The 26,679-nt window shown below is 48.9% G+C and carries 23 protein-coding genes and 1 pseudogene; 18 read left to right on the forward strand and 6 right to left on the reverse strand.

Annotated features, from left to right (window positions below; all coding sequences use genetic code 11):
* The first annotated feature begins 225 nt into the window (after positions 1–225).
* From CJP46_RS36830 to CJP46_RS03130, 12 genes and pseudogenes are all read left to right on the forward strand, one after another.
* The gene (locus CJP46_RS36830; RefSeq protein WP_256992248.1) at positions 226–1,203 is read left to right on the forward strand and encodes an HNH endonuclease; all 978 of its coding nucleotides are present in this window, start codon (positions 226–228) and stop codon (positions 1,201–1,203) included.
* Positions 1,196–4,372, forward strand: a complete 3,177-nt coding sequence (dnaE, locus tag CJP46_RS03090; protein WP_179281010.1) for a DNA polymerase III subunit alpha — start codon at positions 1,196–1,198, stop codon at positions 4,370–4,372. Before CJP46_RS36830 ends, dnaE begins: the two co-directional genes overlap by 8 nt.
* Positions 4,359–4,484 (forward strand): hypothetical protein, encoded by a 126-nt coding sequence (locus CJP46_RS36955; protein WP_256992161.1) that lies wholly within the window; start codon positions 4,359–4,361, stop codon positions 4,482–4,484. Before dnaE ends, CJP46_RS36955 begins: the two co-directional genes overlap by 14 nt.
* Positions 4,471–4,701: a hypothetical protein gene (locus CJP46_RS36075; RefSeq protein ID WP_143812914.1), complete on the forward strand. Its 231-nt coding sequence runs from the start codon at positions 4,471–4,473 to the stop codon at positions 4,699–4,701. The genes CJP46_RS36955 and CJP46_RS36075 overlap by 14 nt, the downstream gene beginning before the upstream one ends.
* A 4-nt stretch (positions 4,702–4,705) precedes the next feature.
* Entirely contained in the window at positions 4,706–5,233 is a 528-nt protein-coding gene (locus CJP46_RS03095; RefSeq protein ID WP_094594128.1) for a crossover junction endodeoxyribonuclease RuvC, read from the forward strand.
* A gap of 274 nt (positions 5,234–5,507) precedes the next feature.
* On the forward strand, positions 5,508–7,097 hold the full coding sequence (locus CJP46_RS03100) for a recombinase family protein (protein ID WP_179281011.1): 1,590 nt from the start codon (positions 5,508–5,510) through the stop codon (positions 7,095–7,097).
* 21 nt (positions 7,098–7,118) lie between these two features.
* Positions 7,119–8,018, forward strand: a pseudogene (locus tag CJP46_RS03105) (CobW family GTP-binding protein); the annotation flags it as partial.
* 211 nt (positions 8,019–8,229) lie between these two features.
* Positions 8,230–8,967, forward strand: a complete 738-nt coding sequence (locus CJP46_RS03110; protein WP_094594130.1) for an ABC transporter ATP-binding protein — start codon at positions 8,230–8,232, stop codon at positions 8,965–8,967.
* Positions 8,964–9,809, forward strand: a complete 846-nt coding sequence (locus CJP46_RS03115) for an ABC transporter permease (protein ID WP_094594131.1) — start codon at positions 8,964–8,966, stop codon at positions 9,807–9,809. The genes CJP46_RS03110 and CJP46_RS03115 overlap by 4 nt, the downstream gene beginning before the upstream one ends.
* Positions 9,810–9,821: 12 nt before the next feature.
* On the forward strand, positions 9,822–10,592 hold the full coding sequence (locus tag CJP46_RS03120; RefSeq protein ID WP_094594132.1) for an ABC transporter permease: 771 nt from the start codon (positions 9,822–9,824) through the stop codon (positions 10,590–10,592).
* A 24-nt stretch (positions 10,593–10,616) separates the two neighbouring features.
* Positions 10,617–11,312: a response regulator transcription factor gene (locus CJP46_RS03125; RefSeq protein ID WP_094594133.1), complete on the forward strand. Its 696-nt coding sequence runs from the start codon at positions 10,617–10,619 to the stop codon at positions 11,310–11,312.
* The gene (locus tag CJP46_RS03130) at positions 11,291–12,772 is read left to right on the forward strand and encodes a sensor histidine kinase (protein WP_094594134.1); all 1,482 of its coding nucleotides are present in this window, start codon (positions 11,291–11,293) and stop codon (positions 12,770–12,772) included. Before CJP46_RS03125 ends, CJP46_RS03130 begins: the two co-directional genes overlap by 22 nt.
* Positions 12,773–12,885: 113 nt before the next feature.
* On the opposite strand, the gene CJP46_RS03135 is transcribed toward CJP46_RS03130, so the two are convergent.
* A complete protein-coding gene (locus tag CJP46_RS03135; protein WP_094594135.1) occupies positions 12,886–13,086 on the reverse strand; it encodes a hypothetical protein in 201 nt (66 codons plus the stop codon).
* A 155-nt stretch (positions 13,087–13,241) separates the two neighbouring features.
* Here CJP46_RS03135 and CJP46_RS03140 point away from each other — a divergent pair, with 155 nt between their 5' ends.
* Positions 13,242–15,011, forward strand: coding sequence for an SgrR family transcriptional regulator (locus tag CJP46_RS03140; RefSeq protein WP_094594136.1), 1,770 nt, complete (start codon positions 13,242–13,244; stop codon positions 15,009–15,011).
* A 139-nt stretch (positions 15,012–15,150) separates the two neighbouring features.
* Here CJP46_RS03140 and CJP46_RS03145 read toward each other — a convergent pair whose 3' ends face one another.
* Positions 15,151–16,401, reverse strand: a complete 1,251-nt coding sequence (locus tag CJP46_RS03145; RefSeq protein WP_094594137.1) for a methyl-accepting chemotaxis protein — start codon at positions 16,399–16,401, stop codon at positions 15,151–15,153.
* Positions 16,402–16,561: 160 nt separating this feature from the next.
* On the opposite strand from CJP46_RS03145, the gene CJP46_RS03150 reads away from it, so the two are divergent.
* A complete protein-coding gene (locus tag CJP46_RS03150; protein WP_179281012.1) occupies positions 16,562–17,056 on the forward strand; it encodes a DUF1259 domain-containing protein in 495 nt (164 codons plus the stop codon).
* A gap of 154 nt (positions 17,057–17,210) precedes the next feature.
* Here the strand turns inward: CJP46_RS03150 and CJP46_RS03155 are convergent, their stop codons facing one another.
* The 3 genes from CJP46_RS03155 to CJP46_RS03165 form a co-directional block, all read right to left on the reverse strand.
* Positions 17,211–18,575 carry a uracil-xanthine permease family protein gene (locus tag CJP46_RS03155; protein WP_373557951.1) on the reverse strand — a complete coding sequence of 455 codons (1,365 nt, stop codon included), beginning with the start codon at positions 18,573–18,575 and terminating at the stop codon, positions 17,211–17,213.
* 99 nt (positions 18,576–18,674) lie between these two features.
* Positions 18,675–20,039: a guanine deaminase gene (gene guaD / locus CJP46_RS03160; protein ID WP_094594139.1), complete on the reverse strand. Its 1,365-nt coding sequence runs from the start codon at positions 20,037–20,039 to the stop codon at positions 18,675–18,677.
* A gap of 208 nt (positions 20,040–20,247) precedes the next feature.
* Positions 20,248–21,078 carry a protein-glutamine gamma-glutamyltransferase gene (locus CJP46_RS03165; protein ID WP_256992162.1) on the reverse strand — a complete coding sequence of 277 codons (831 nt, stop codon included), beginning with the start codon at positions 21,076–21,078 and terminating at the stop codon, positions 20,248–20,250.
* 213 nt (positions 21,079–21,291) lie between these two features.
* Here CJP46_RS03165 and CJP46_RS03170 point away from each other — a divergent pair, with 213 nt between their 5' ends.
* From CJP46_RS03170 to CJP46_RS03185, 4 genes are all read left to right on the forward strand, one after another.
* Complete coding sequence (locus CJP46_RS03170) at positions 21,292–22,239, forward strand: radical SAM/SPASM domain-containing protein (protein ID WP_094594141.1); 948 nt, start codon at positions 21,292–21,294, stop codon at positions 22,237–22,239.
* Entirely contained in the window at positions 22,236–22,685 is a 450-nt protein-coding gene (locus CJP46_RS03175; protein ID WP_094594142.1) for an OsmC family protein, read from the forward strand. Before CJP46_RS03170 ends, CJP46_RS03175 begins: the two co-directional genes overlap by 4 nt.
* Positions 22,686–22,995: 310 nt before the next feature.
* Positions 22,996–24,453 (forward strand): MocR-like pyridoxine biosynthesis transcription factor PdxR, encoded by a 1,458-nt coding sequence (gene pdxR, locus CJP46_RS03180; protein WP_094594143.1) that lies wholly within the window; start codon positions 22,996–22,998, stop codon positions 24,451–24,453.
* Positions 24,447–25,373, forward strand: coding sequence for a D-alanine--D-alanine ligase (locus CJP46_RS03185; RefSeq protein ID WP_094594144.1), 927 nt, complete (start codon positions 24,447–24,449; stop codon positions 25,371–25,373). The genes pdxR and CJP46_RS03185 overlap by 7 nt, the downstream gene beginning before the upstream one ends.
* A 150-nt stretch (positions 25,374–25,523) precedes the next feature.
* On the opposite strand, the gene CJP46_RS03190 is transcribed toward CJP46_RS03185, so the two are convergent.
* Entirely contained in the window at positions 25,524–26,450 is a 927-nt protein-coding gene (locus tag CJP46_RS03190; protein WP_094594145.1) for an aldo/keto reductase, read from the reverse strand.
* Positions 26,451–26,679: the final 229 nt, after the last annotated feature.

Here is a 26,679-nt window from a genome sequence, read left to right on the forward strand (position 1 = left end):
TTGAATTTAGAGTTATTCACTAAATACTATGTAGATTGCGGAGGTAGTGATGAGTTTCAAGGTTGGAATTTGATTGTGCTGCGAACAAAACCATTTCAATTTAGATGGTTCACGGATTGTGGTTATCATTTCTTATACATTAATTTGGGTAAGAAGTGTTGGAGAGTTGTTTGATGGCATTTAATTTTATACAGATAACTATTATGAAAGGAGTAAACATTGATAGTGAAGCTATGTGAGATTTGCGGTTCCGGTGAAAGAGTGAGCTTTGTTAAGAAATCTAGGAACGAAAAGTATTTAGGAATGAATATATGTCATAAACATCGTCAGCAAATTTATAGAAATGGCAAAATAACTGATAATATGCGTTCACGAAGAAATGATGAAAGGATCTGCGATATTTGCAAAGACGGATTTGACGTAAGGCAATGTGGATTAAATGGGAACTATAATGGTTTTTTATTGTGTCGAAAGCATTATCACCAAGTAAGAGCGACTGGTAGCATAGTTGATGCAAATAAAAGCCACCGTGATAGAGATAGGATTTGCGAGGTGTGCAATAAGGAAGATGCTATTTATTGCAGCGAGTTAGATAAGATGCTTTGCAGAAGACACTATGATCAAGTTTGGAATTATGGAAAGATTTTCGAAAGGACTGTTTTCGATTCGAATGATATCGTTAAATATGATACATATGCAGAAGTGATTTTGTATAATTCTAAGCACATTGAAAAAGGAAGGGTAAAAATAGATTTAGAAGATGTGGAGCATCTTTCAAAATATAAATGGTATCTTGATACATGGGGTTATGCTTCTACTGGCAATGGAAATGGAGGCACAAAGTCAGTGATGATGCAAAGGTTAATCATGGATGTAGAGAAAGGAGAGATTGTTGATCATATAAATAGAGACACGCTAGATAATCGGAAAGAGAACTTGAGAATTGCCGATAAATCATTGAATGCTGTAAATGCAGGTTTGCGTACCAATAATACAAGTGGCGTTACGGGAGTATCTTTCAACAAACATGCAAACTGTTGGCGAATTTATATTAACTACCAGGGAAAGCGTATAGAGTTAGGTTATAAAAAGGACTATTGCGATGCAGTTGTAGCGAGATTATTAGCTGAAAAGGAATACTATCCAGAACATCCACCACAAAAACATCTATTCGAAGAATATGGGGTATTATACGATGAGTGATAACTACGTCTTATACCATCTGCACTCCGATGCAAGTAATCCATCGAGTTCAATGTCTATGGACTCAATAACTAAATTTGAAGAATATATTAATGCCGCCGAAAAAAACGAGATGACTGCTATCTGCTTCTCGGAACATGGGAATATCTTCAACTGGGTTAACAAGAAGAAAACAGTTGAATCCAAAGGATTAAAATACATACATGCGAACGAAGTTTATCTTACCGAACACAATGATAGAGAGCGTGGTTTAATAAGAGATAATTATCACTATATGCTTATTGCAAAAAATTGGGATGGGGTCAAGGAGTTAAACAAACTAACATCCATTTCGAATGATAAGCTTGATGGTCATTATTACTATAATCCTCGCGTAACGTTTGAGGAACTATTCAATACTTCAGATAACATAATTATGACCTCAGCCTGTCTTGCTTCGCCATTATGGAGAGCACTAAAAAATGATAATAAGCAGATGCTAAACATGTTTATGGATTTCTTTGTGAAAAATAAGCATCGTATGTTTTTTGAAATTCAGTATCACTCACACCCAGAACAAAAATTATTCAACCAACATCTATACGAACTATCTAAGGAGACAGGTATTCCTTTGATTGCTGGCACTGACACTCATGCTTTGAATAGAGATCAGGCAGAGGCAAGAAAGATACTTATGAAGGCAAAGGGTGCTACGTATGGAGACGAAGATTCTTTTGATTTAACATTTAAAACTTATCCCGAACTAGTGAGAATGTTTGAAGAGCAAAGTGCAATCCCACGAAGCGCTTATCTGGAGGCTATTTACAACACCAATGTAATGGCGAATATGGTTGAAGAGTTCACTTTAGATAAGTCAGCTAAATATCCTAAGATTCACGAAGATTCAGAGAAGGTGTTTAAAGAAAAAATTAATATCGGTGTAAAAGAGCATGGAATTAATAAATTCCAAACTGAGAAGCGACAAGAGTATTTCAAGAGAATACGTGAAGAGTTTGATACATATAAAGCCGTAGGTGCAATAGACTACATGCTGCTGCAGAAAGATGTTGTTGATTGGGCACATAGCAACGGAATATATCAAGGATATGGTAGGGGATCGGTAAACGGAAGTTTAATTGCGTACCTGTTGAAGATCACTGAAATGGACAGTATTAAGCACAAATTGAACTTCTTCAGATTCCTTAATCCAGAACGCATCTCTCTAGCTGATATTGATCTGGATTGGCCACCAAGTAAAAGACAGGATGTTATTGATTATGTAGCATCAATACCAGGGATTCATTTTTCTGAGATAATCACATTTAACACTATCGCACTAAAAGGAGCCATTAGAGAAGTTGGGCGAGCTTTAGGTATGGAATTATCCTTAGTCGATGAGATAGCAAAATCCGTATTCAAAGATGAGAAAAAGAAGGATACCGTAGATCGTCGGTATAGAGAACAGTACCCAGAACTATTCAAATATGTGGATTTGGTACAGGGAGTAATAATGAGTATTGGTTCTCACCCATCTGGATATGTTGTATCGCCAATTAGCTTGGACGATAATATTGGGTTGTGCTTCACCAAGGAGAGTAAATATCCTGTTAGTCAAATCAATATGAAAGAGCTAGATGGATTAAACTATGTAAAGCTTGATATCCTTGGACTTGATAACATCGAAATCATTAACGAAACGTGTAAACTAGCAGGAATTGATAGATTGGTTCCAGACAACATGGACGTTAATGATGAGAATGTTTGGAACTCAATTAGAGAATCGGGCTTAGGGATATTTCAATGGGAAAGCGTTAGCGCTCAAGCCTACCTCAAAGACCTGTTGAGTCCTGAAACAATACATAAAATCAAACAGCAACACCCGAACTTTAGTTACATTGAGTTATTTTCAATTGGAAATGGTGCAATCCGACCATCAGGTGACTCATATAGACAGGCGTTGGCAAACGGAATATTTAAAGATCACGGTCACTCTGCACTAAATAAGTTCTTGGAAAATACAATCGGATATCTCGTTTATCAAGAACAAATCATGAATTTCCTGGTTGAGTTCTGCGATTTCTCAATGGCTGAAAGCGATAGTGTAAGGCGGGGATTGTCAAAAAAAGAAGGCACTGAAAAGTTTTTGCCAGAGATTCGAAAAAGATTTATTAATAAAATGATAAAAGAATATCAAGAGACTGAAGAAGCTGCCATTTCAGTACTTGAACCATTTTTGCAAGTTATTGATGATGCCCAGCGCTATGGATTTTCTGATAACCATTCGAATCCTTATTCTCATATCGGTTACGGAAATGGATACTTACGCTATTATTATCCGTTGGCCTTCTTAACGGTAATGCTGAATATAAATAAGGACGACATCGAGAAGACAGGTCAGATAATTGAATATGCAAAGACAAGAGGAATTGAAATATCGCCAATCAAGTTTGGTAAATCTGGATCATCTTATTCTTATAACGAAACTGATAATATGATTTACAAAGGATTAGAATCTATAAAGTTCCTTAATGCTAATATTGCAAACGAGCTGCTCCAATTAAGCAAAAATAAATATAGTGATTTCATGTCCTTGCTAGCCGATGTAACAGAAAAAACATCGGTAAATTCAAAACAGTTAAAGATTCTAATCAGACTCAACTTTTTTTCCGAGTTCGGTAATAGCAGTCTCCTTCTTAAACTACATGAAGAGTTCTCTGAAGGAAAGATAAAATACGGTAAAAACTTAAAGTCAAAACTGCAAAGGTTAGAGAGTTTGATTGAATATGAGCATAAGATCAGAAAAGAAGACTCTATTCCTGATACATTGCCAAATGACGAAGTGATGTTTCACAAGGAGATGTTAGGTTATGCCGATATTAAATATCCTCATGTCTCTCCTGGATGGTGTGTTCTTACTGAATTGGATACCAAGTATTCTCCCAAATTAACACTATACAACCTAAAAACCGGACAAGAACGAATATTTAAGATGGACAAGAAAACATTTAACGTAAAAGATAATTCTTTGAAAATTAATAAGGGCGATTTGATTAGGATTGATAGCTTCATAAAGAAACAGAGGCAAGTACCTGACGGCAAGGGCGGTTTTAAACCAACTGATCAAACAGATGTATGGATAACAGGTTACACAAAATACAGCGACAAGGAGACTTTAAATGGAATTAAGTAAAAAGCAAATTGAAAAAATATTAGGAAAGAATATCTCGGATTCAGATTATATTGAATATTTAATTTATACGTATCAGCAGCTCAAAAAGGACGAAGAAAATGGGCAGTCTTGATAGATTTGAAAATCCATACTACCAAAAACGATTCCCTGATCCACAAGAAAAGGAAGTGATGGAATACTCAACTTGTTCGGGGTGCAGAAAGATTGTAACCAATCAAGAAGTTGATGATGGTGAGGTTTTAGATGTCTACGGAATGGTCGTTCATGATGATTATTCATGTTTGAAAAAAGCAGTAGAAGCAAGAACAATTTATTTAGATAAGGAATGATTTATTGACTCACCTATATGCCTTTGATTTAAGTATGGAGTGCACAGGATTAACAATATTCGATTTAGAATCTGTGCTTCCTGTATTAGTAGCTAGCATTTCGACATCACATTTCAGGAAGAACGCCACACATGGACAAAAACTAAAATACATAGAAGATGAAATTATTAAGATTGGCAAGAAATATGCTCCCTCAGTCGTTGCAATTGAACGCGGATTTAGCAGGTTTAATACAAGTACACAAGTGATATATAGAGTTCATGGCGTGATAAATAAACTCTTTCACAATTATGAGCAAATATATTATCCTCCCAAAACAGTAAAAGAAGCTATCTGTCGTGGAGACGCAACAAAGAAGTACGTACAAGAAACAATACATAAGGTTTATCCAGATATTAATTTTAGCAATGAAGATGAATCTGACTCGTTCGCCATAGCATTAACTTATCTCATTAAAAATGATTTGATCAAGTGGAACAAAGTTGAGATTAAAAAGAAAAAAGCAAAAGAGAAAGCATCAAAAGAGGAATAGGACAAATTGTGAAGGGAGTATTGATATACAGAGGTGATTGATATCGAAAACAAAAATAGCAATATATTAAATATTACGAAACCAGATAATCAGTTAAAGACACACGAAAAGAAAGTTGAAGTTGTAAAGGTGATCTTTCTAGGCGAGTTTAAGTTATCTGATTACATACATAGTAAAATGCTCCAAGAATTAAATAGTTAATCGACTGGAATCAATGGTCAAAACTAATTATAATATTAGTATGGCCATTGATATTTTTGTAAAGGAGAGAATCATGAAAACGTGTATTTATGCTAGAAAATCAACAAATAATCTAGGACAGAAAGAAACTCTACAAAACCAAATTGATTTATGTAAATATAAATCTAAAGAGTTTGGTTTGGAAATTGTTGATATTAAAACTGACACTGGGACTGGTACTGACGATAATAATCGACCAGAAGTAAAAGAACTGATTGATGATGCGATAAATGGGAAGTATCAATGTGTCATTATGAAGGGGATAAGTAGGTTTTATAGAGATACTGAGAAAGGTTTAGCATTAATAAAATTGTTGGACAGATATGGGATAAGAGTCATCACAATTGAGGAGAATTTTGACTCAAGAGAACAAAGAACAGGTACAGGAAAGTTAGACACTTCGAGAATAACTATGTACCTGATGTTTGCAGAGATGGAATCTAAGAAAACTGCGGATCGAGTAAAGTTTCAGCAAATGGAGAGCGCTAGAAAAGGAGTGTGGACTCACGGTAAGCCACCATTTGGTTATCGACGCAACGATGATTCGAAAAAACTAGAAATAGTTGAACACGAAGCGGAAGTTATTAGATACATTTTCGAACTATACTCTCAAGGATATGGTGTAAGAACGATAACACTCATTTTGAATGGTGAAAATAATGAAAAAAAGGTTTACCTCGCCCCTGTGAACACATGGAAACACGATACAGTCACTTATGCTTTAAACAATAGAACTTATGCGGGAGATATTATTTATAATCAACGTAGTAGTAGAGAGAACTTATTTAAGAAAAATCACAAATTGAAGATGGACAAGAGGGATTCATGGAAAGGATTGACTAAGAATAAGAAACAGGATTGGGTTATTGCAGACGATGCTCATCCAGCAATTATTGATAGAGAATTGTACGACAGTGTGCAGCGAATGCTGAAAACGAAATCCAGTAATCGGGGAATTAAACGCAATTTTTCCTTGTTTGCAGGAATAGGGAAATGTGGAGTGTGTGGATCAGGATTGACTCTAAAAAAGATGAAGATCAATAAGAAGGCTCCCCGGCAGTCATACTATTACTGTGTTAAATATACGAAATACGGAAAGAATTTTTGTAGCAATCATAGAATAGAAGAGGGACAGTTGGAGAAAGTAGTATTAGAAAATTTAAAGAGTTTGCACTCAAATCCTGATATACTAAAGCAGTTTATGGAAGATAAGTATTCGAAGATTGAAGATAGATTGAAAAATAAGAAAAACGATCAGGAGAAAATTAGATTAAGAATAACTGAGCTTACGAAGAAAGTTGACTTGCTATTAGAAAAGAATCTGAACGGCGATATTACAGACCTTCAGTTCAATAAAATGAATCAGAAGTATTCAGTTGAACTTGATGAACTTACATCAAAACTTGAGAAAACTGTAGTGGTTAATGAATCAGAAGGAAAAGAAAACAGCAAGAATGAGAATTTCCTGAGAGCAAAAAAAGCTCTTGAAAAAGTAACGGATTATGACAAGATGGACAAAGAAGAAAAAAGAGTTTTACTAATTGATTTGGTTAAAAGCGTCACACTTATCTCTGAAGATACAGAATCGATAAAGATTGATATTGAGTATAACTTCGAATTATAGGGTTGAGTACATATATTTTTTATCTACAGTGATTATCTATGGGAGCCGATCCCCGTCGCACAAACGTTTCATTACCAGGACGAGGCCTCCGGGATCGACCTGACGAAATATGCGCGGCTGGATTGCATGGTCACCGTGGTCGACGCGCATCGCTTCTGGCATGATTTTGCCTCGGGGGAAACGCTTCTGGACCGGAAGGAAGGCGCAGGGGAGGAGGATGACCGCGATGTGGCCGATCTGCTCATCGATCAGATCGAAACCTGCGACGTGCTGCTGCTGAATAAATGCGATCTGGTGGAGGAAGGAGCGTTACAACAGCTGGAGGGATTGATCCGTAAACTTCAGCCTACGGCCAAAATCATCCGTACCGTGAACGGGGAGGTAGCGCCGGGGGAAATCATGAACACGGGCCTGTTCGATTTTGATGCGGCGAGCCAGTCTTCCGGCTGGATTCAGGAACTGGAGCGCGAACATCATACTCCTGAAACGGAGGAATACGGCATCGGCTCCTTCGTATACAGCCGGCGCGCCCCGTTTCATCCGGAGCGGCTTGCCGCGCTGCTGTCGGATTGGCCGGAGGAAATCGTCCGCGCTAAGGGATTGGTCTGGCTGGCTGTCCGCGGCGACATGGCGGCAAGCATCAGCCAGGCCGGGCCGTCGATTCAATTCGGCCCGGCGGGCTATTGGGTTGCTTCGCTTCCGGAAGCAGAGCAGCGCGAATGGCTGGCAAGCGAGCCCGATCTCCGGCGCAGATGGGATGAGGCCTGGGGTGACCGGTTGAACGAGATCGTGCTGATCGGGATCGGCATGGACCGGGATGACATCACCCGCCGGTTGGATGAGTGCCTGCTTACCGGCGGAGAGATGGAAATGAACTGGTCCGAGTTTTCCAATCCGCTGCCTTGGATCGAAATCCAATAATATACGTATAGTGCTTAGCCGTCCGAATAGGGTTCATTCGGGCGGCTTTTTCGCGTGAACCGTAAGGAACGTCGGTCACACCTATAGCGACAGGACGTATCCGCCTTGCGTTTGAATCCGCTCAATGGGGTGCCCTGCTCTGAAACGGATTTGACGGACGTTATAAATTCTTTAGAATTGCCTCCTATACTTCTTGGCAGGAGGAGATCATATGAACGAGATGAACGTACTGGACGTATTGAACGTATCGAAAAAAGCAGGGTCGCGCACCTTGGTGGACCAAGTGTCATTTTCCATACAGGCCGGGGACGTATGCGGTTTTGTCGGCCCGAACGGTGCCGGGAAAACGACGCTGATCCGAATGATGACAGGATTGATTAAACCGGGGGGCGGGAGCATCCGCATTGACGGAACCGATGTGGGGCGCGAGCGGGTCAAAGCGCTGTCCCGTGTCGGGGCGATTGTGGAATCACCGATCTTTTTCCCTTACATGTCGGGCAGGGACAACCTGCTGAACTTGGCCAGGCTGCATCCGAATGTGCCGGGGACGGAACGCAAAGCACGCGTCGAGGAGGCGCTGTCGATTGTAGGACTGAGCGAACGCGGCCAAGACAAAGTGAAAACTTACTCGCTCGGCATGAAGCAGCGGCTTGGCATCGCGCAGGCGCTGCTCGGGGATCCGCGGCTGATCATTCTGGACGAACCGGCGAACGGCCTTGACCCGATGGGTATCCGCGAGCTGCGCCAGTTGATTCAGCGGCTGAATCAGGAACGAGGGATTACTTTTTTGGTTTCGAGCCACCTGCTGGACGAGCTGCAGCGAATTTGCAGCCGCTTCGTCATCATTAAGGAAGGCAGGCTGGTCTGGGAAGGCACGAGCCGCGAGTGGCAGGAGGCGGCAGGGACTAAGGGGATCGAAGAGCATTTTGTGGAGATGATGACGTCATGAGCAGATCCTTGTTTCTGAGCGAATGGGAACGGATGTGGAAGCGGAAAATCACCTGGCTGTTCCTGATCGCCATGCCCGCCGTCGTCGCGGCAACCGCCAAATATTATGCCGGCCATAATTTGGGGACACCGCCCGCGAGCCCCGAGTACACCTGGGCGGGGAATTTTCCGGTGATGGCCCTGATCGAGCAGCTGATCGTCGTGTTCAACGTGATTTCCCTGGTATTGCTCACGCTTTCCGTCACGGAGGAATACCGCAGCGGGCAGATCCGGATGGTCATGCTACGTTCGTTCACGGCAGGGCAGCTGCTGCGCGCTAAGTGGCTCGCCCATACGGCGGTGATGGCGCTGTATTTTACCGTATACCTGCTATTCTCAGGGGTCGCCGGGCTGTTGTTCTTCAAGTCTCACGACTACATGCAGCTGTTTTACTATGATCATACCGTCCGCGTCTCGGGGATGCTCGGCTATACCCTGATGTATTACGCAATTGCGTTTATGACCGTGCTGGCACTCGGGAGCGTCTTCATGGCGGCGGCCGTGATTTCAAGGACGACGACCGGGGCCGTAGGCTTAGGGCTCGGGTTTCTGCTGTGCTCGCTCGGGTTCCCGCTGATCTATCAGCTGGCCAATCGGGTCGGCGGGCTGGGGATGCCGGCTATGCTCAAGTATTTGTCATTGACCGAAATTCAGTACAGCGGGATCGCTGTCATGCTTGGGCAGGCGCAGGCTGTAAATTCGGGTGCCGTCGCCTTGGCCGCACTGCTCGTATGCGCTCTATACGCCGCGGTCTTCGGGGTAGGGTCGCTGCTTGTTTTTTCAAAATCGGACCGGTGGATGTAAGGAGGTTATACTATGTTTGCTTTGATGCGAAGCGACTGGGAACGGATGTGGAAACGGAAGAAGACGCTCATCAGTCTGCTAATCTTTGTTTTCATCGTGGGATTTGACTGCTTTTTTTTGAACATGCAGAAACTGGGGGCGTTCGATAACGTATCGACCGTACCGCTTGGGACCGAGAATTTCGCCTTGTTTCTATTAAAAGAGGTATCGTTCTTCCTCGTGCTCATTATCGGACCGATGCTGATCATAGACAGTATGAACGGAGAGTACACAACCGGACAGCTGCGGATGGTGTTGATTCGTCCTGTATCCTTCGCCAAGCTGTTTCTGGCCAAATGGCTGAACCTGGCGGTGCTGCTGCTGCTGTTCACGCTTGTTACGTTTGCCGTCGGCGAAGCCTTCGGCTATGCCTTCCTGCCCGGTGCGGATACCGTGGTGTTTTTGAATCCGGAACACCGCTACGGGCCAGTCGGTGCGTTTTTCTACTGCTTGACGTCTTACGGCCTCTTTTATCTGATCCTGCTGGCGCAGCTGAGTTTGACCAGCCTGATCTGCACGCTGCTGCCTGGCGTCGTGCTTAGTTATTTGGGGTGGATAGCGGCCGCGGTCGGCGCGCTGTATGTCTCCGATTCGCTCGGGTTTCTGCTGATGGGGATGGATACGGTCTTTAAATTGACGGCCGGAATGTACCATAATCCTTTTTATTTACCGCTTCTGATGTGTCTTGGATCCGGCATTGCCGTTACAATGGGAATATGGCAGCGGAGAGGCTGGACCAAATAGAGAGAGAAGAAAGAGGTACATGGAATGAGCGACAAAATACTGATCGTGGATGACGAAGCCGAAATTGCCGCCCTGCTGGAGCAGGCGCTAATGATGGAAGGCTATGAAGTAACGACCGCCGCAGACGGCCGTGAAGCGCTGGACCGGATCCAGGACCGGCCGGATCTGATCATTCTGGATGTCATGATGCCGCATGTCAACGGTTTCGAGCTGTGCCAAATGATCCGCGAGGAGGTGGGCTGTCCGATTCTGTTCGTCAGCGCGAGGCAGGCCGAAGCGGACCGGATCCAAGGGCTGTCCATCGGCGGTGATGACTATATTACGAAGCCGTTCAGCATCCGGGAGCTGAAGGCGCGCGTTGCGGCCCATCTTCGGGGAAGCCGCCGCGCTGCCGGTCAGCAGGCGGAACGGTCCACTTTGCGGTACGGGTTAATGCAAATCGATCTTAACGGGCGGAGCATTGCTTACAAGCAGATCGGGATTCCGCTGACAGCCAAGGAATTCGATATCATCGAGCTGCTGGCGCTTCACCCCGGCCAGGTCTTTTCCAAGGAGCAAATCTATGACAAAGTGTGGGGGCTTGAGGCGATGGGGGATGCCAGCACGGTAACGGAGCATGTGAAGAAAATCCGGGCGAAGCTGGGCGGTACGGATCCGGATACCCCTTATATCAGCACGGTTTGGGGGGTCGGCTATAAATGGGAAAAGTCAGCTTTATAGAACGGCTCTCCATTAAGAAACAGCTAATCTATACCTTCATTCTGATTATGGTGCTCAGTTTAGTGCTGACAGCGATAACCTATATTCTAGGTTTTTGGTGGCTTACAAGCAGCCGCTGGTTCAATCCGGCCAATCATTACGAACAGAAAATTCCGGCGATTGCCACATACTCGCGCAGCTTGGGAGATGCGGTGCTGGATCCGGCCAACCAGCCGAAACTGGAGGTGAAGATTCCGGGTGAAGGGATCCAGTACCAGGTGATGGACACCGAAGGCAAGGCATTGTACGGAACGTTAACTGGGCCGGTCTTTGAGAAAAAAGGGGATTTGGTCCAACACTTGAATACCACTTTTTCACGGAATCGCAGCGTCGGGTTCGGCGGCGTTATTACAAAAATCGTGCCCGTGACTTCGTCTTCCGGCGAGCTTCGCGGCGCCATCGCGCTGGAGTACAAGCTTGAGGTGACTTCAAACGGCGGTCCAGGGGCAGCGGATATTCTCAAATTTGCCCTGAATATTTGCTTTCTTGCAGCCCCTTTTATTTACATTGCGCTCTTTACCTACATATTTGCGGCCAGGTTCGGAAGGCGGATCAGCCGACCGGTTCACGAACTCATCGATGCTTCCGAGCGGATCCGCAGGCAGGATCTTGATTTTACGATCACATACAAGGCGGCCAATGAACTGGGGCTGCTCACCGATTCCTTTGAAAAGATGCGCGCCGCGCTGAAAGACTCCCTGCTCAGGGAATGGAAGCTCGAGCAGGAGCGCCGGGATATGATGGACGCCATCGCTCACGACCTCCGGACGCCGATGACGATTATTCAGGGAAACGTCGAAATGCTGACGGATACCGCCGGAGTGATTTCGCGCGACAAGCTGGAAGAGCGTCTCCGCGTGGTGGAGGGCAACATCCAGCGGGTTAACCGGCTGATTCAGGATATTCAGGTGGCTTCCGAGAAGGATATGGAATATTTTCCGCTGTACGTGAAAGAAACGGATGTCGCGGAGTTCGCAGGCGCCAAAGAACGGGAGATCCGGTATTTATGCGCAGGAAAGCATGTCCAGCTGGAATATACGGTGACCGATGAGCGACCTGAGCCGTGTTCCGTTTATATGGACGTCCAGAGAGTCGGACAGGTTCTGGATAACGTGATCACGAACAGTCTGCGGTATGTTCCGGAGAGGGGGAGTCTCATCGTATCGCTCAAGATCCGGGAGAAGGACATCCGGTACGAAATCTGCGACACGGGGCCCGGTTTCGACGAAGCGGACATCCCGCATTTGTTCCGAAAGTTTTACAAAGGTGACAAGGGGCAAACCGGACTCGGGCTGTATACGGCCCGCGTCATTTGCGATAAACATGGGGGAGTCATCGAGGCTTCCAACCGGCCGGAAGGCGGGGCGTGCATTGCGTTTACGGTACGGACGGACTTGAACAACCGAGAATCGGAGCAATGACCGGGAAGCGGTAGTAAGGCGCCGGCAAAAACAGGATGCGTTCATCCTGTCTTTTGATTTGTTAGCGGCGGGTCAATCGTCGATACGGTGGATTGAGATCTCGTAACCGATGTTTATGCGAAGGGATGTTTCCCCTTTTTTCGTCTTAGCAGGCTCCAAGTGATGGCAAGCAACCAGGGCGTGCTTTTTTTCGGATTGTCGGAATGATGACGTTCGCTCGATTCTTGGGTTTCTGATACGCCGGCATGTCTGCGCCGATGCTGCGCATGTCGGTATTCCATCAATTTTTCCTGTACATAATGATGTTCCAGCATGTGATCTCCTCCTCGAATAAATGTTCCGGTGTTGGATTTATCTGTCTTTTCTCTGTCTAATGCCATTATGATCTATTCAAAAGGGGATAAAAAGTGTATACTTGCGCAAAAGGATTTCCTCTTTTATTGGAACGTGAGAGTAAGGAGGGGTTAGCATGCTGTTAGACGAAAGGTATTTGCTGCTGCATGAACGCTTTGGCGTCGGAACCGAGCTTGGGGTGCCCGTCGAAGTCACGCTGTATGAGCTGGCCGATGCGCTGTATTGCACCACCCGCAACGCCAAGCTGATTTTAAGAAAACTGGAAAGTGAGCATTTGATCGAGTGGCTGCCCGGGCTGGGCCGGGGAAACCGGTCAAGGATCGTATTCAAAGCTGACAAGGAAGCCTATTTGATCGAGTACTCCCAGCATCTCGTGGAGCAGGGCGATTACAAACGCGCTTTCGACCTGATCGGCGGATTTGGAAACGGAACGTTCGCCAAACCGAAATTTCTCGAATGGCTTGATAATCACTTCGGCTACAAAAAAGGGGAAGAAGGCGGCCTTGACGATACGCTGATCTTTCCGGTACTGAAGTCACCGCAAACGCTGGACCCCGCCGATTTGATGTACTCGTTCGATTCGCATTTGATCCGGCAAATTTTCGACAGGCTGCTGAGGTTTGAAGAACAGACCGGCACCATTGCACCGATGATCGCTCATACTTGGTCATCCAATGACAGTGCCACGGAGTGGACGTTTTATCTGCGCAAGGGAGTCCGTTTTCATAACGGTCAGGAGCTGACCTCACGCGATGTTCAGTATACGCTCGAGCGGCTTCAGGCCGGGACGGCCAACAACTGGCTGATGCGCGGCGTGGAGTGCGTTGAAACGATCGGCCCGCGGGTGCTGCGGGTCAAGCTGAACCAGCCCAACCGGATTTTTGACCGGTTCATGTGCTCGGCGGCGGCTTCAATTCTGCCCTATGGCTTCGCAGGCTTGGATGAGGACAGCTATTGGGGCCACCCGCTCGGAACCGGGCCGTTCCGGCTGGTCACCTGGACCAGCGGACGGATCGAGATGGCGGCGTTCGACGCCTATTTTCAGGGGAGACCGTATCTGGACGGCGTGGACATCGTGATCATGCCGGAAGACTGCAGCACAGAAATAGACGGGATGGCCAAGGTCCACCACAGCCTGGACACGATGCGCATGGACCGGCATACGCCGGAGGAAAGCTGGCAGGAGATCGAGAAGTTGTGCCAAGGCTGTACGCTGCTGACCTGGAACGTTTCGCACGAAGGGGTGCAGCAGTCGGAGGCGTTCCGGCGAGCCGTGCGGATGATCCTTCATCCCGGAGAGATGGTAGCGGAGCTGGGCGGCGAACGGGCGCTGCCGGCTTTCGGATTCCGCCCGGATGCGAGCCGTTCCCACGCGGTGGAGCCGATGCGTCCCGATCGCGTCCGGAGGGCGCTGGATGAATCGGGATATAACGGAGAGGTCCTCCGCTTTGCATTCCACCAAAAATATGGGGAAGACGGGATGTGGGTCGTAAACCGGCTGGCTGCCTGGGGAATCCAAACCGAGACCCTGGATTATGACCAGTGGCCGGAATCGGATTTGGTCATCTCCGGCCTGGTGTTCCCGGAAGACGAGGTCTGCGAGATCGAAGCCTATGCGCACCGCGATTGCGTCATGCAGACGTATCTTGACGGTGAGCGGATGGAATGGATTACGGGCCGGATCGATGCGGCCGTGGCAGCCGAAACCACGGACCAGCGGCGGATGTTCCTGAAGGAGATCGAGGAACATCTCCGCGATGAGGCGACGGTCATTTTTTTGCACCACCGGAGGCTGAGTACCTATTTACACCCCTCGGTGCGCGGCGTCAGCCTGAATCAGCTCGGGTGGATTGACTTCAAGGACGTGTGGCTGGAACAGGCATGACGGAAGGCTGCGTATGCGAGGGTTCGCCCACAAGAAATAAAGGTTTCGTAAGACGCAAGTTTTAGTTCTTCATGACAAAGCAGGCATGCCCATGGGATGAGTCCCCTAGGCATGCCTGCTTTATTATTGTATAAGCTGATTAGAATTTAAAAATCTGGATCGTCTTTTGCAGCTGGAATACAGCCTGTCTCATCGTTTCGGTTTCGTCGACGACGGCCTCGATCGACTTCATCTGCTCATTCATGGCTGCGGACACCTGCTCCGTGCCGGCGGAGGACTGTTCGGTAATCGCCGAAATGTTCTGGATGGCCGCCGATATTTTACGGGCGCTTTCCAGCATCGAATCGCTTTCATTCGAGAATGCGGTAATTTGCTCGGTTATGTATTGTACGCTTTCGACGATGTGGGCAAAGATTTGCTCGGCCTCGCGAATCCGTTCATTCTGCTGCTGCACCACATCCTCGTTGATTTTAATGTTGTCGATCGCCTGGTGAATGCTCTGCTCAATGCTTCTGACGAGGCTGAATACTTCCTGCGTGGACGTGGTCGATTCCTCGGCGAGCTTGCGGACTTCCTGAGCTACCACGGCAAAGCCGAGCCCATGTTCGCCGGCTCGCGCCGCCTCAATCGAAGCGTTCAAGGACAAGAGGTTGGTCTGTTCGGCAAGTTCGGAAATCGTCTTGGTGATCTTCGTGATGCCATGGGCATTTTTGGACAGCGTGTCAATCGTTTTGGCCACATTTTCGGTCGCTTCGACGTTTTGGCGCATCCCTTCCGCCTGCTTCTCCACGGACTGGCGCCCCTTCTCCACGAGGTTGAAGGTAATTTCGGACTGCTGCTTCATTTCTTTGGTAGAGGCCGCATAGTTGCCGACTTTGAGCTCGATCGCCTGGATCGATTCAGTCATGCCGGCGACATCAGAAGAAATTTCGTTTGCGCCGACAGCCAGCTCGTTGGCGGAGGTGGCGACCGTCGCCATGACGGTTTTGAGCTCCTGATTTTTATCTGCGATGCCGCGGCTGGTATCCATTACCTGGCGAGTGATGCTTGACGCATCGTTCAAAATTTTCTTCAGCTTGTCCACCATGCTGTTAAATGAGCGGCTGACATCGCCCATAGAGCCCGATTCATCAACACGGTTCGTAAAATCGCCTTTGGCAATGCCGGCGGTGGCGTTAGCGATGCTGTCAAATGAAGATGTAAGCGTTTTCTCGATGTAGCGGGCTAAAGGGTAAGTCAATGCGGCAAAGATGACGACGAACGCCGCGCCGATCAGGATTTGCCCGATCAGAATGAAAATAATCAGGGCGGGAATAGCGAACAATGCGGCCACCAAGTAACATCCGGCCAGGACCCGCTGGGACAGAGGAAGATTCTTCAACCAAGACATAGGAAAATAGACCTCCTTCAAATTGAGCTAATTTTACCATATTATAGCATCCATATGAGCAAAAGGTCTATATATGAATATTTTTGTCGATTCATCACATGAAAGAGGTTCCAGGAAGCCATAATAAAACAAAATGATCTGTCAGGAGGTTGACACCCGTATGCGTATAGTGTTGATAATTTGGATGATGGTTCTGGCGGCAGCGGCTGCTCCGGCAGGAGCTGTATCGGCAAAGCCAGCCGATGTTTGCAAAATCGAGAAGAGTCTGTTCAAATCAAATGTCCAGCAGGAAGGAAACGTCTGCAACGTTCATATCAAACGAAGCGACCTGAACGTGTCGCTCATGGGCCGTCCTCTTTCGCCGGAGCTGATGGACCTTGCCCTAGGCGCTACGTTTGAGCATACGGATCCCAAAGGGGCAAACGGAGCGGTAACCGGTGAATTCGCTCTGCTGGAGGACGAAGTCAACCCGGTCATCGACGCCCTCCGCAAAGGAAAGATCAACATCTCGGCCGTGCACAACCATTGGATGGAGCAGGAGCCGGATGTGCTGTACCTTCATTTTCAGGCGGAAGGTGACCTCGCTTCCCTCGGTCATACGGTTTACCATGCGATGGAGGCGGCGAAGCACCCGGCCGCGAATGATGGAAGATAAACATTTCGCCTTAAAGAGAAGAATAAAGCGACATAGGACATGAAACAGGGCTGACCTGAAAGCTGCCATTGGCGCTTTCAAGTCAGCCCTGTTTTGTGTTTATTTGAGGATTGCAGGACGGATATTCCCAAAACATCGTTCTCGTTTCTACGCCTTACTTCCCGCCCGGCAGCACCTTATTCAGCACAATCGCCGCAATGGATGCAGCCAAAATAGGGGAGCCCAACAAATATTGCACGAACGTTGGCAGCGAATGCAAGAAATCTTGCGGGATCATGACGAGAGCCAAGGTCAGGATCATAGGGATCGCGATGATGTACATTTCTTTTTCCGCGATTTTGACGTTCTTCATCACCTGCACGCCGTTAATGGCAATGATGCCGCAGACGATGGTGAAGACACCGCCGATGACGGCCGTTGGAATCGAAGAAATCAAGGCGGCGAGTTTACCCGAGCAGCCGAAGATGACAAACCATACGCCTACGGCAAGGAAGACGCGGCGGCTCGCAATGCCGGTAATGGAAATGATCCCTGCATTGGTGGAGTACCCTGTAACCGGCGTCGACCCGAGCAAAGAAGCGATAAGACAGCTGATGCCTTCCCCGATGACACCCCGGTTTAGGTTTTTATCGGTTAACGGTTTATCGATGACGTTGCTGACGGCAAACCATGTGCCCGTCGTTTCGGCTAACAGGACGAAATAGATAATGACCATGGTAATAATCGCTGAAAGGTTGAATGAAAAGCCGAAATCAGCAAAAGGCAGCTGCGGCATGCTGAACCATTTGGCATCGTTCACCGCAGAGAAATGAAGCACGCCCATAAAATTCGCGGAAATACATCCGACGACTAACGCGACCATGACCGAAATGATACGGAAGATGGAGCCTTTATTGCGGAACAAAGAGCCCAGAATGACAAAAATGATGAGTACGGCGCCCGATATGAGGGCCAACAGCACGTTTTGGTTGATGGTCGCATCTGTGGCACCGTAGATATTATCCCGGATAGCCACAGGCAATAACGAAAGACCGACGATGAAAATGATCGTGCCGCCAACGATCGGCGGAATAAACGATTTTACGATTTTATTGAAAATGCCGGTGAAGCCCAAAATAATGACTAAAACCGCGCCGATCAAGCCGGCGCCCAGCACGGAATTCCAGCCTAACTGCCCGCCGCCGCTGGCGGCATAAATGCTGACGATGGCACCAAGCGGAACATAGGAAGGGCCTTGGGCGACAGGCAGCTTCATGCAAAAATACGTTTGAACGATCGTAGCCAGACCGGCCGCAATAAAGGTCGCTTGAATCAAAGCGCCGGACTGGCCGGAGGATAAACCGATCAGCATCGCGATCAGGAATGGCACGACATAGACGTCCATGGCTACGACGTGCTGTAAGCCAAGAATAATCGATTTGCCGACCGAAATTTTGTCGTCAGGTGAAACGGTCAATTGAGGAACTTGTTCTTGAATTTCTGCTTGCACCGCTGCTTGCGTCGCTGCTTGTGTTTTCACTCTGGAGTACACCTCGAATTTTTTTTGGATTGATTCCTGCGAATCGTGGTTTGTTTTAGTCAAAAGAACGTCAATCAATGCACGGGTCTTCTTCTGCTTTTAACGTGAATGGACTTTTTCGCCCTGTACCCAAACTTCGCGGATGTTTTCGGGCCGGGTCAGGTACATGATTTTTTGGAACACGTCATGTAAATCTTCATTTTGATCAAAGATCGGCAGTCTGGCCGATGGCAGCTTGGTATCGATGATCTGTACATCCCAGGCGTAGTTTTCTTGAATGCGGCCGATCGGCAAGCTTAAGCTCTCGCCTCCTCCGGCCGTAGCCAGGTAAAACGCCTCATTGACCGTAATGCGTGATCCCGGCACACCGCGGTCTTTGGCAGGAAGGGCAGGGTTCACTCCATCTTCCAGCATCCTGGAAGACATGACGGCTTGTCTGACGTTATCGAACAGGCTTGGAGAGAAACCTCCGGAAATGTCGGTCCCGAGGCCGATCTCTACGCCTTTTTCGTGGAGATGGGCGACGGGAATGACGCTGTTGGCAAAATAGGCGTTAGATATCGGGCAGTGAGCGACAGCCGTTCCCGTTTCGGCGAATAAATCCGCGTCATCGTCGCTCAGGAAATTGCAGTGGGCCATGACGGACTTGTCGCGCAGCAGCCCGAAATCATGCAGGGCAAAGGCATCGTTTTTCCGAAACCGATCCCGAACGTAACCATGCGCCCAGTCGCTTTCGCTGCAATGCGATTGCACGTATGCGTCGTATTTTTCCGCCAGCGCTCCCAACCCTTGTAACGCTTCATCCGTGCAGCTTGGAATAAACCTTGGCGTTACGACGGGGAATACGCCTTGTTTCGTAGTTGTGGACAATTCTTTTACGGCGAGAATAAATTGTTCCGTGTCTGCAAGTGCCGTGAGGGTGTCCTCGTCGCGATAGTTTTCGGGGTTTTGCTCCGGGTCGTCCATGACGACTTTCCCGACGAGTCCGCGTTGGCCTTTTTCGGCGCAAATCCGGGCTAGCAATAAACTGGCTTCTTTATGTACGGTGGCAAAATAAAGGGCGGTCGTCGTGCCGTTGGCGAGCAGGGTCCGGACCAAATCGTCATAAACCTCAAGCGCAAAATCGAGATCCGAGAACTTGGATTCCAACGGGAACGTATAGGTATTGAGCCAATCATAGAGCGGAATGTCCAACGCCGTTCCGGATTGGGCCCATTGCGGCGCATGAACGTGCAGATCGACGAATCCGGGCAGAACATACTGGCCATCGGCTAGCTGTTGGAAGTTGTCCTTTCCTTGATAAGCGTCCAGCAAAAGGGGATAATCGGCATCCTCGGGCGCTACGATTTTTTCGATCATTCCATCAGAATTGATGCAGAACAGATGGTCTTTCAAAATTTCAATTTCTTTGGAGGATTTGCTAGAAAATGTCGTTCCTCGAAACAATTGCTTATATTTACTCATGATTACCGCCTTAATGTTCGTTTTTTAAAGAGTTATTTGTTATTATATGCGTTGAAAATGGATTAGTCTATACAGAAAGGCGAATGTTTATCGAGACGGAAAACCGCCTCCCTGGGAAGGCGGTTAACTATTTTTACAAAAGTCTGCATGAAAAAAGTCTAGACTTAGTGCTCACCCAGGGTAGTCCAAGGGCCGTGGCGCTGCAGCTTTAATAACGAAGATAGATCCTGCTGCCGATCCGGGAAGCGGTGATGCCGTTCTCCCTGTAAGGCTGCTGCTGCCAATTGGCGGGGGATGAAGGCCCGCCCGCGGCGAATCCCGACAAATACAGAAAATCCGGATGGATAATCTGGTCGGTCAAGTAGGCGGAGCGGCTGCTGCCGGGTATACGGTACCGGTTAAGCGTGCTGATGATTTCGCCTGAAGTGACGATGCCGACTCCATGACCGTAGTACAGGTCGTCGTCCATTTGGATCGTGTTTTCACCTTGCCACTCGATCCGTTCGGGGTTGACATCCGGATTTTTAAAATATCGGACGTCGCCCAGGTAGGAATCCCGGGAACCCGTTTTTTCAATCAAGCCCAGGTCGCTGTCGTAATGCCAGTCGTACAGGAGCAGATTCGCGAACAGACGGTTGAAGTCCTCTTCCCGAATGGTGTCGAGCACGCCCTTGTACATCACGATCACGATCCCCGTCGCGCACTCGAAGCCGTATGCCCAGCCGTTCACGAAGATGTCGCGGATCCCCTGGGCGGGCGTAACATGGGGTTTGAGCTCGAAACCGCCGCGCCGGTTGAGGTACCAGTACGCTTCGTTGCAGTGGGAATTTTTGAAGGTTTCAAACTGAACCCCGCTCCGATTCAAGTCGGCTGCTGCTCTGACGATCGCTTCGCGGAGCCTAAGCTCAAAGACCAAGTGGGCCGGCGATTCGTAATGGTACACGGTCGTGCTCCTCATCTTCCTGTCGTAAATTTGCCTCCACATATCCGGCCATCCTGACGGGTTCACCGTTTCCCCGCCATTTCCAATCGTAATCACCCCGTTCATCCCTCCCTGCGTTTATTAGAGATCGAAAAAGCCCGCGCATATATCAGCATATGAGCAGGCCGGGCCCGGAAATAACCCCGATTGTCAGATCACAGTGATATAAGCTGTCCTTTGTCAAAATACGGTTTACGTTTGCTTCGGAAGGATGATCTAATATAATAGGTGGAGAAGGTAACTTTTAAGGATCAGACTGGAGCATCCATCATGAAAAAATTCAAAAAGTTTTACGTCGAGCTGACGAGCAAATGCAATCTGGCTTGTACGTTCTGTCCGCCGACGCACCGGGCGACCAATTATATTACGATCGAACAATTTACGCATACTCTGGATGAGATCAGACCCCACACGGAATATATTTATTTTCATGTCAAAGGCGAACCGCTACTTCATCCGCATATTGACCAGCTGCTGGATATTGCCCATGAGAAGGGCTTTAAAGTGAACATCACGTCCAACGGCACGCTGCTGCATAAAGCGGGCCGCAAGCTGCTGAACAAGCCGGCGCTGCGGCAAATGAACTTTTCCCTGCACAGCTTTGACGGGCATGTCGGATCCCAAGACAAAAATGGATATATTTCCAAAGTGCTGTCCTTTGTTAAAGAGGCGGTATCCCAATCGAGCATGATCGTATCCCTGCGGTTGTGGAATCTTGACCCGAACAACGCGACGAATTTGGAGCGCAGCCGGAATCGCGAAATGCTCGAGTACATTGAGAACGAGTTTAACCTGGATTATAAAATCGAGGAGAAGATCGTTCCCGGCAAAGGCATTAAAATTGCGGACCGGATCTACATCAATATGGATCATGAATTTAAATGGCCGGACCTGAGCGAGGAGGAGGACCTGAGCAGAGGCTTCTGCCACGGACTGCGCAATCAGGCGGGCGTCCTGGTTGATGGAACGGTGATCCCCTGCTGCCTTGACGGGGAAGGTGTCATTAATCTCGGCAACATTCACAACACCCCTTTTTCCGAAATTATCGAAAGCGAGCGGGCGAACCGGATCGTCGACGGTTTTTCCCGGCGTGAAGTCGTGGAGGAGCTGTGCAGAAAATGCGGCTACCGCCAGCGCTTTAACTATAAAGCGAACGGCATCGCTTCTGATGAACCGCAGCCCGCCCGCTCTGAATTACAGGAGGCGACTGGACTGTGAAACATTCGTTCGTGTTAAAGGCCGGCTGGAACGGCGGCCGGGACAGCGACGGACAGATCGAAGCAGGCAATCTCCGTACGCAAATTTCCATCCCGAAAGAGATGGGAGGGCCGGGCGTAGGGACGAATCCCGACGAGATGCTGCTCGGTGCCGCTGCTACCTGCTACTTAATCACGCTGGCAGCGATGATGGAGCGTTCGCACCTTCCGGTTCACGAACTTTCGCTCGAGTCGGAAGGCATCGTGGACGTGACGGACAACATTTTTACGTATGTCAGCATTACGCACAAGCCGCATATCGTGCTGGAGCGCGGAGCGACGGCCAAAGATTTGGAGACGGCGGACAAGCTGGCGCATAAAGCGGAAGGCTCCTGCATGATTTCCCGGGCGGTATCCGGCAATGTGGCCCTCGCGACCGATCCGCGTATCGAAACCGTGACGGACTAACCGCGGCAAGCCTTGGAGAGGCGGAGGCCAAACCGCTAAACGTTTGAAGAGACCGCATGGGCAAGCAGCCCGGCGGTCTTTCTGTTTGCTTGGGAAACTTCGGAATGCGCGCACACACCATTGAACAGGAAGCGAACGGAGTCTGCCTCAGGGTTTCGGGCATGCTGAAGGAAGAAAGCCGAAGCGTTCGGCAAGAGCCGGCACGATCGCTTGCCGGACAGACTAGACCACACATTGCCGGAAATCGGCGTCCGGTGGATCTTTTGTCAGGCATCGGTTTGTGTGAAGATAGGTACGGGGGGAATACGTTATGTTTACGGATTTTAAAATTACAGAAGGCCGGCCGTTGACGGTGCAGGTCAAAGAATATTTGAAGCAATGGATCACCAAGGGCAAAGGTAGGGTGGACCAGAAGCTGCCCTCGACGCGGGAGCTCAGCACGATGCTGAACATCAGCCGCAACACGCTGGTGGCGGTATACACCGAGCTCGAGGAGGAAGGGTACATCTATACCGTCCGCTCGAAGGGGACCTTTGTGTCCAAAGTGGGCATCGCCTCGGTACCTTCCTGGCATGTCGATTGGCAGCAGCATTTGAGCCCGGTGGCACAGGCGGCCAATGACCTGGATTTGATGAAGCGCGACTTGCGCGGGGAGAAGGGGATGATAAACTTCGCGAGCATCGCCCCCGACGAGAAGCTCTTCGACCTGGCCAATGTGAAGCGCGCTTTTCTGGACCGGATGGCGATCGAAGGCGAAATTTTGCTCAATTACGGCTATGCCAAAGGATACAAACCGCTGATCGAGTATCTGACGGGTTATATGGAAACGAAAGGCGTCGACATGGACGGTAAAGATATTCTGATCACGAACGGGTTCACGGAAGCCTATGATATGATCCTGTCCTCGCTGAACGTGAAGCAGAAGCATATCCTGTGCGAAAATCCGACCCATCATACAGCCATTAAAATATCCCGGCTCCAAGGATACGATATCACCGGGATCGGCATGGAACAGGACGGAATCGATATCGGAGAGCTGGAGAAGGCGCTGTCCGAAAACTCTTTCGGTCTGGCGTTCCTCACCCCGTCGTACCACAATCCGACCGGTATCGTGATGTCGGCCGAGAAGCGGGTCGAGGTACTGCGCCTGCTGGCAAAGCATCATATTCCATTGATCGAGGACGGTTTTAATGAAGAGCTGCGTTATTCGGGCTCGCACATGGCGCCGCTGGCGGCATTCGGCGGTGAAGGAAACAGCGTGATCTACCTCGGAAGCTTTTCCAAAATATTGTTTCCGGGCATCCGCATCGGCTGGATCGCTGCGGACAGGGACCTGATCGATGCGCTGGTCAGCGTCAAGCGGGCGAGAAACATCCACACCTCCACGCTGGATCAGGCGGTGCTGTATCAATATTTTCACAACGGCAATTTTGAGAAGTATCTGAAACGGGCAAAATCCGAATATAAGCATAAGCATGAGCTGGCAGTAGAGTGCTGCCGCAAGTATATTCCGCACAAGCGGTTAACCGGAACCGGCGGGCTCCATCTGTTCCTGGAGCTGCAGGACGGCATCCGCTCAAGGGATATCCTGCGGGATTGTTATGAACAAGGCGTGGTGTTTACCGCAGGAGACGTTTTTTACACGGACGGCCGGGGCGAGGGAACGCTGCGGATCGGTTTTTCGCGGGTGAGCGATGAGGATCTTGTGCACGGCATCCAAGTCATCGGGAAGGCAGTCCAAAGGCGAATGGAGGAGAATGGATGTTAAGAGTAGGCGTGATTATGGGCGGAGATTCCTCCGAACGGGAGGTGTCGCTGATGACCGGCAGGGAGATTATCTCACATTTGGACCCTGCCAAATACGAAGTCCGGCCGATCGAAATCGCGAGGAAACGGGATTTGCCGCAGCAGCTGGCCGGCATCGACATGGCCGTCATCGCCCTGCACGGCAAATATGGGGAAGACGGAACGATTCAAGGAACGCTGGAGACGCTCGGTGTTCCATACACCGGCAGCGGCGTTCTGGCGAGCAGCCTGTGCATGGACAAAAATATGGCGAAGAAGATGCTCCGTTTCGAGGGTGTAGAGACGCCCGACTGGATACTGCTGACGAGTCCGGATGAACTGGACGTTGTGCTTGCCCCGGAACCGGTCTATCCGCTTGTCGTCAAGCCGAACAGCGGCGGTTCCAGCGTCGGGGTCACACTGGCGCGGGATAAGCAGAGCTTGCGGGAAGCGGTGGAGCGCGCTTTCCAATGGGACGATGAAGTGATCCTCGAGCAGTACATCGAGGGTGAAGAAATCACGTGCAGCCTGCTTAATGGCGAGTACCTTCCGGTCCTGTCGATCAAGCCGAACGGGGAGTTTTTCGATTACACTTCCAAATACGAAGAAGGCGAGAGCGAAGAAGTCGTCGCCAGCCTGGATCCAGAGACCGCCGAACGCGTCAGACGTGCCGCTGAGCTCAGCTGCCGGGCGCTGAAATGCAGCGTATACGCGAGGGTGGATATCATGCTCCACCAGGGCATTCCTTATGTAATGGAGGTCAACACGCTGCCCGGCATGACGCGGACCAGTCTGCTGCCCAAGAGCGCGCAAGCGGCGGGCATTTCTTTCTCCGGATTGCTGGACCGGATCATTGAGGGGTCTTTGGCTGAACGCCGGCGGGAATACGGCCTCGTGGTGTAAGCGATTGGTAAAAGCAAAGGAGCTGCTTTTTGGGCATGATCAGCCTGAAAAGATAGCTCCTTTTTTGGTTAGAACATCGCTTAAGCCGCAAGGATGAGTGAGCCGGCAGGTTCTTACCGAATCGGTCAATACACCCAGTGGCTATGCGGATTATTTGAAGATGCTGCTGATCTCTTCGACCTCGGCATCCGTTAATTGGACGTCCAGCGTCTTCAGGTTGTTCTCCACCTGTTCCGGTCTTTTCGCTCCCGGAATCAGGGCGTCGATGGCCGGCTGCTTCAGGTACCAGGCAAGAACCACATGGGCCACTTCGGCGTTCTTCTGCAAAGCGATCGGCCGCAGCTGTTCCACCTTGTCCAAGTTACGGGTGAATGCATCGCCTTGAAAGAGCGGGATGTTCGCGCGCAAGTCGCTGAAGGTGGTATCTTTCGTATATTTACCGCCAAGCAGGCCGGAAGCCAGCGGGAAATAAGGGACAAACGAGATGCGATTGGATTCGCAGAACGGAAGCAGTTCCTTCTCCGCGCACCTTGCAAAGAGGTTGTATTCGGATTGGAGCACGTCCACATAGCCGTTGGCGTTCGCCTCTTTCAGCTGATCGATGCTGAAATTCGATACGCCGATGGCCCGGATTTTACCCTGTTCCTTCAGCTTCTGCAGCACTCCAACGGCTTCGGCCTTCGGTGTCTGCTCGTCCGGAAAATGAATGTAGAACAAGTCGATGTAATCTGTCTGCAGGCGTCTTAGACTGTCTTCGACCGACTGCTGCAAAAAGGCTGGCGAATTGTCCATCACGACTTTGCCATCCACAAACTTGTGGGCGCCTTTGGTCGCGACGACGGCGTTCGTTCTGCCTTTCTCCTTCAGCACCTCGCCGATCAGCTCTTCGGAACGGCCGGGACCGTAAATGAACGCGGTATCCAGGAAATTCACGCCGAGGTCAAGGGCGGTACGGACTACGTCCCTGCCTGTCTCTTCGTTCAGATTCGGATACAGATTATGCCCGCCGACGGCGTTGGCTCCAAGACCAATCGGATGAATGTGCAGATCGCTTTTGCCTAAACGAATCGTAGCCATGGTTATCCCTCTCTTCTCTAATTTCATGAATGTAAATCCTTCATCATCATATCAAATGTTGAACTGTTGATTCAATATGCACAGTTAAGCGGGGGCACACCAGGGATGTGCCTGGACTCGAAAAAGCCGGGAACGGATGGCTTCCGTTCCCGGCTGATGTGCTGCCATGCATGCCGGATAAAGAAAAAGGATTAGCAATCATATATAAGTCCTATAACAACGCTTCATG

It is taken from the genome of Paenibacillus sp. XY044 (assembly GCF_002257645.1).
Taxonomy (GTDB): Bacteria; Bacillota; Bacilli; order Paenibacillales; family Paenibacillaceae; genus Paenibacillus_AQ.

Excerpts from the sequence above, each read along its gene's own strand:
- dnaE (WP_179281010.1), top strand. The coding sequence starts at position 1,196 with ATGAGTGATAACTACGTCTTATACCATCTGCACTCCGATGCAAGTAAT.
- CJP46_RS36955 (WP_256992161.1), top strand. The coding sequence starts at position 4,359 with ATGGAATTAAGTAAAAAGCAAATTGAAAAAATATTAGGAAAGAATATC.
- CJP46_RS36075 (WP_143812914.1), top strand. The coding sequence starts at position 4,471 with ATGGGCAGTCTTGATAGATTTGAAAATCCATACTACCAAAAACGATTC.
- CJP46_RS03100 (WP_179281011.1), top strand. The coding sequence starts at position 5,508 with ATGAAAACGTGTATTTATGCTAGAAAATCAACAAATAATCTAGGACAG.
- CJP46_RS03110 (WP_094594130.1), top strand. The coding sequence starts at position 8,230 with ATGAACGAGATGAACGTACTGGACGTATTGAACGTATCGAAAAAAGCA.
- CJP46_RS03115 (WP_094594131.1), top strand. The coding sequence starts at position 8,964 with ATGAGCAGATCCTTGTTTCTGAGCGAATGGGAACGGATGTGGAAGCGG.
- CJP46_RS03120 (WP_094594132.1), top strand. The coding sequence starts at position 9,822 with ATGTTTGCTTTGATGCGAAGCGACTGGGAACGGATGTGGAAACGGAAG.
- CJP46_RS03125 (WP_094594133.1), top strand. The coding sequence starts at position 10,617 with ATGAGCGACAAAATACTGATCGTGGATGACGAAGCCGAAATTGCCGCC.
- CJP46_RS03130 (WP_094594134.1), top strand. The coding sequence starts at position 11,291 with ATGGGAAAAGTCAGCTTTATAGAACGGCTCTCCATTAAGAAACAGCTA.
- CJP46_RS03135 (WP_094594135.1), bottom strand. The coding sequence starts at position 13,086 with ATGCTGGAACATCATTATGTACAGGAAAAATTGATGGAATACCGACAT.
- CJP46_RS03140 (WP_094594136.1), top strand. The coding sequence starts at position 13,242 with ATGCTGTTAGACGAAAGGTATTTGCTGCTGCATGAACGCTTTGGCGTC.
- CJP46_RS03145 (WP_094594137.1), bottom strand. The coding sequence starts at position 16,401 with ATGTCTTGGTTGAAGAATCTTCCTCTGTCCCAGCGGGTCCTGGCCGGA.
- CJP46_RS03150 (WP_179281012.1), top strand. The coding sequence starts at position 16,562 with ATGCGTATAGTGTTGATAATTTGGATGATGGTTCTGGCGGCAGCGGCT.
- guaD (WP_094594139.1), bottom strand. The coding sequence starts at position 20,039 with ATGAGTAAATATAAGCAATTGTTTCGAGGAACGACATTTTCTAGCAAA.
- CJP46_RS03170 (WP_094594141.1), top strand. The coding sequence starts at position 21,292 with ATGAAAAAATTCAAAAAGTTTTACGTCGAGCTGACGAGCAAATGCAAT.
- pdxR (WP_094594143.1), top strand. The coding sequence starts at position 22,996 with ATGTTTACGGATTTTAAAATTACAGAAGGCCGGCCGTTGACGGTGCAG.
- CJP46_RS03185 (WP_094594144.1), top strand. The coding sequence starts at position 24,447 with ATGTTAAGAGTAGGCGTGATTATGGGCGGAGATTCCTCCGAACGGGAG.
- CJP46_RS03190 (WP_094594145.1), bottom strand. The coding sequence starts at position 26,450 with ATGGCTACGATTCGTTTAGGCAAAAGCGATCTGCACATTCATCCGATT.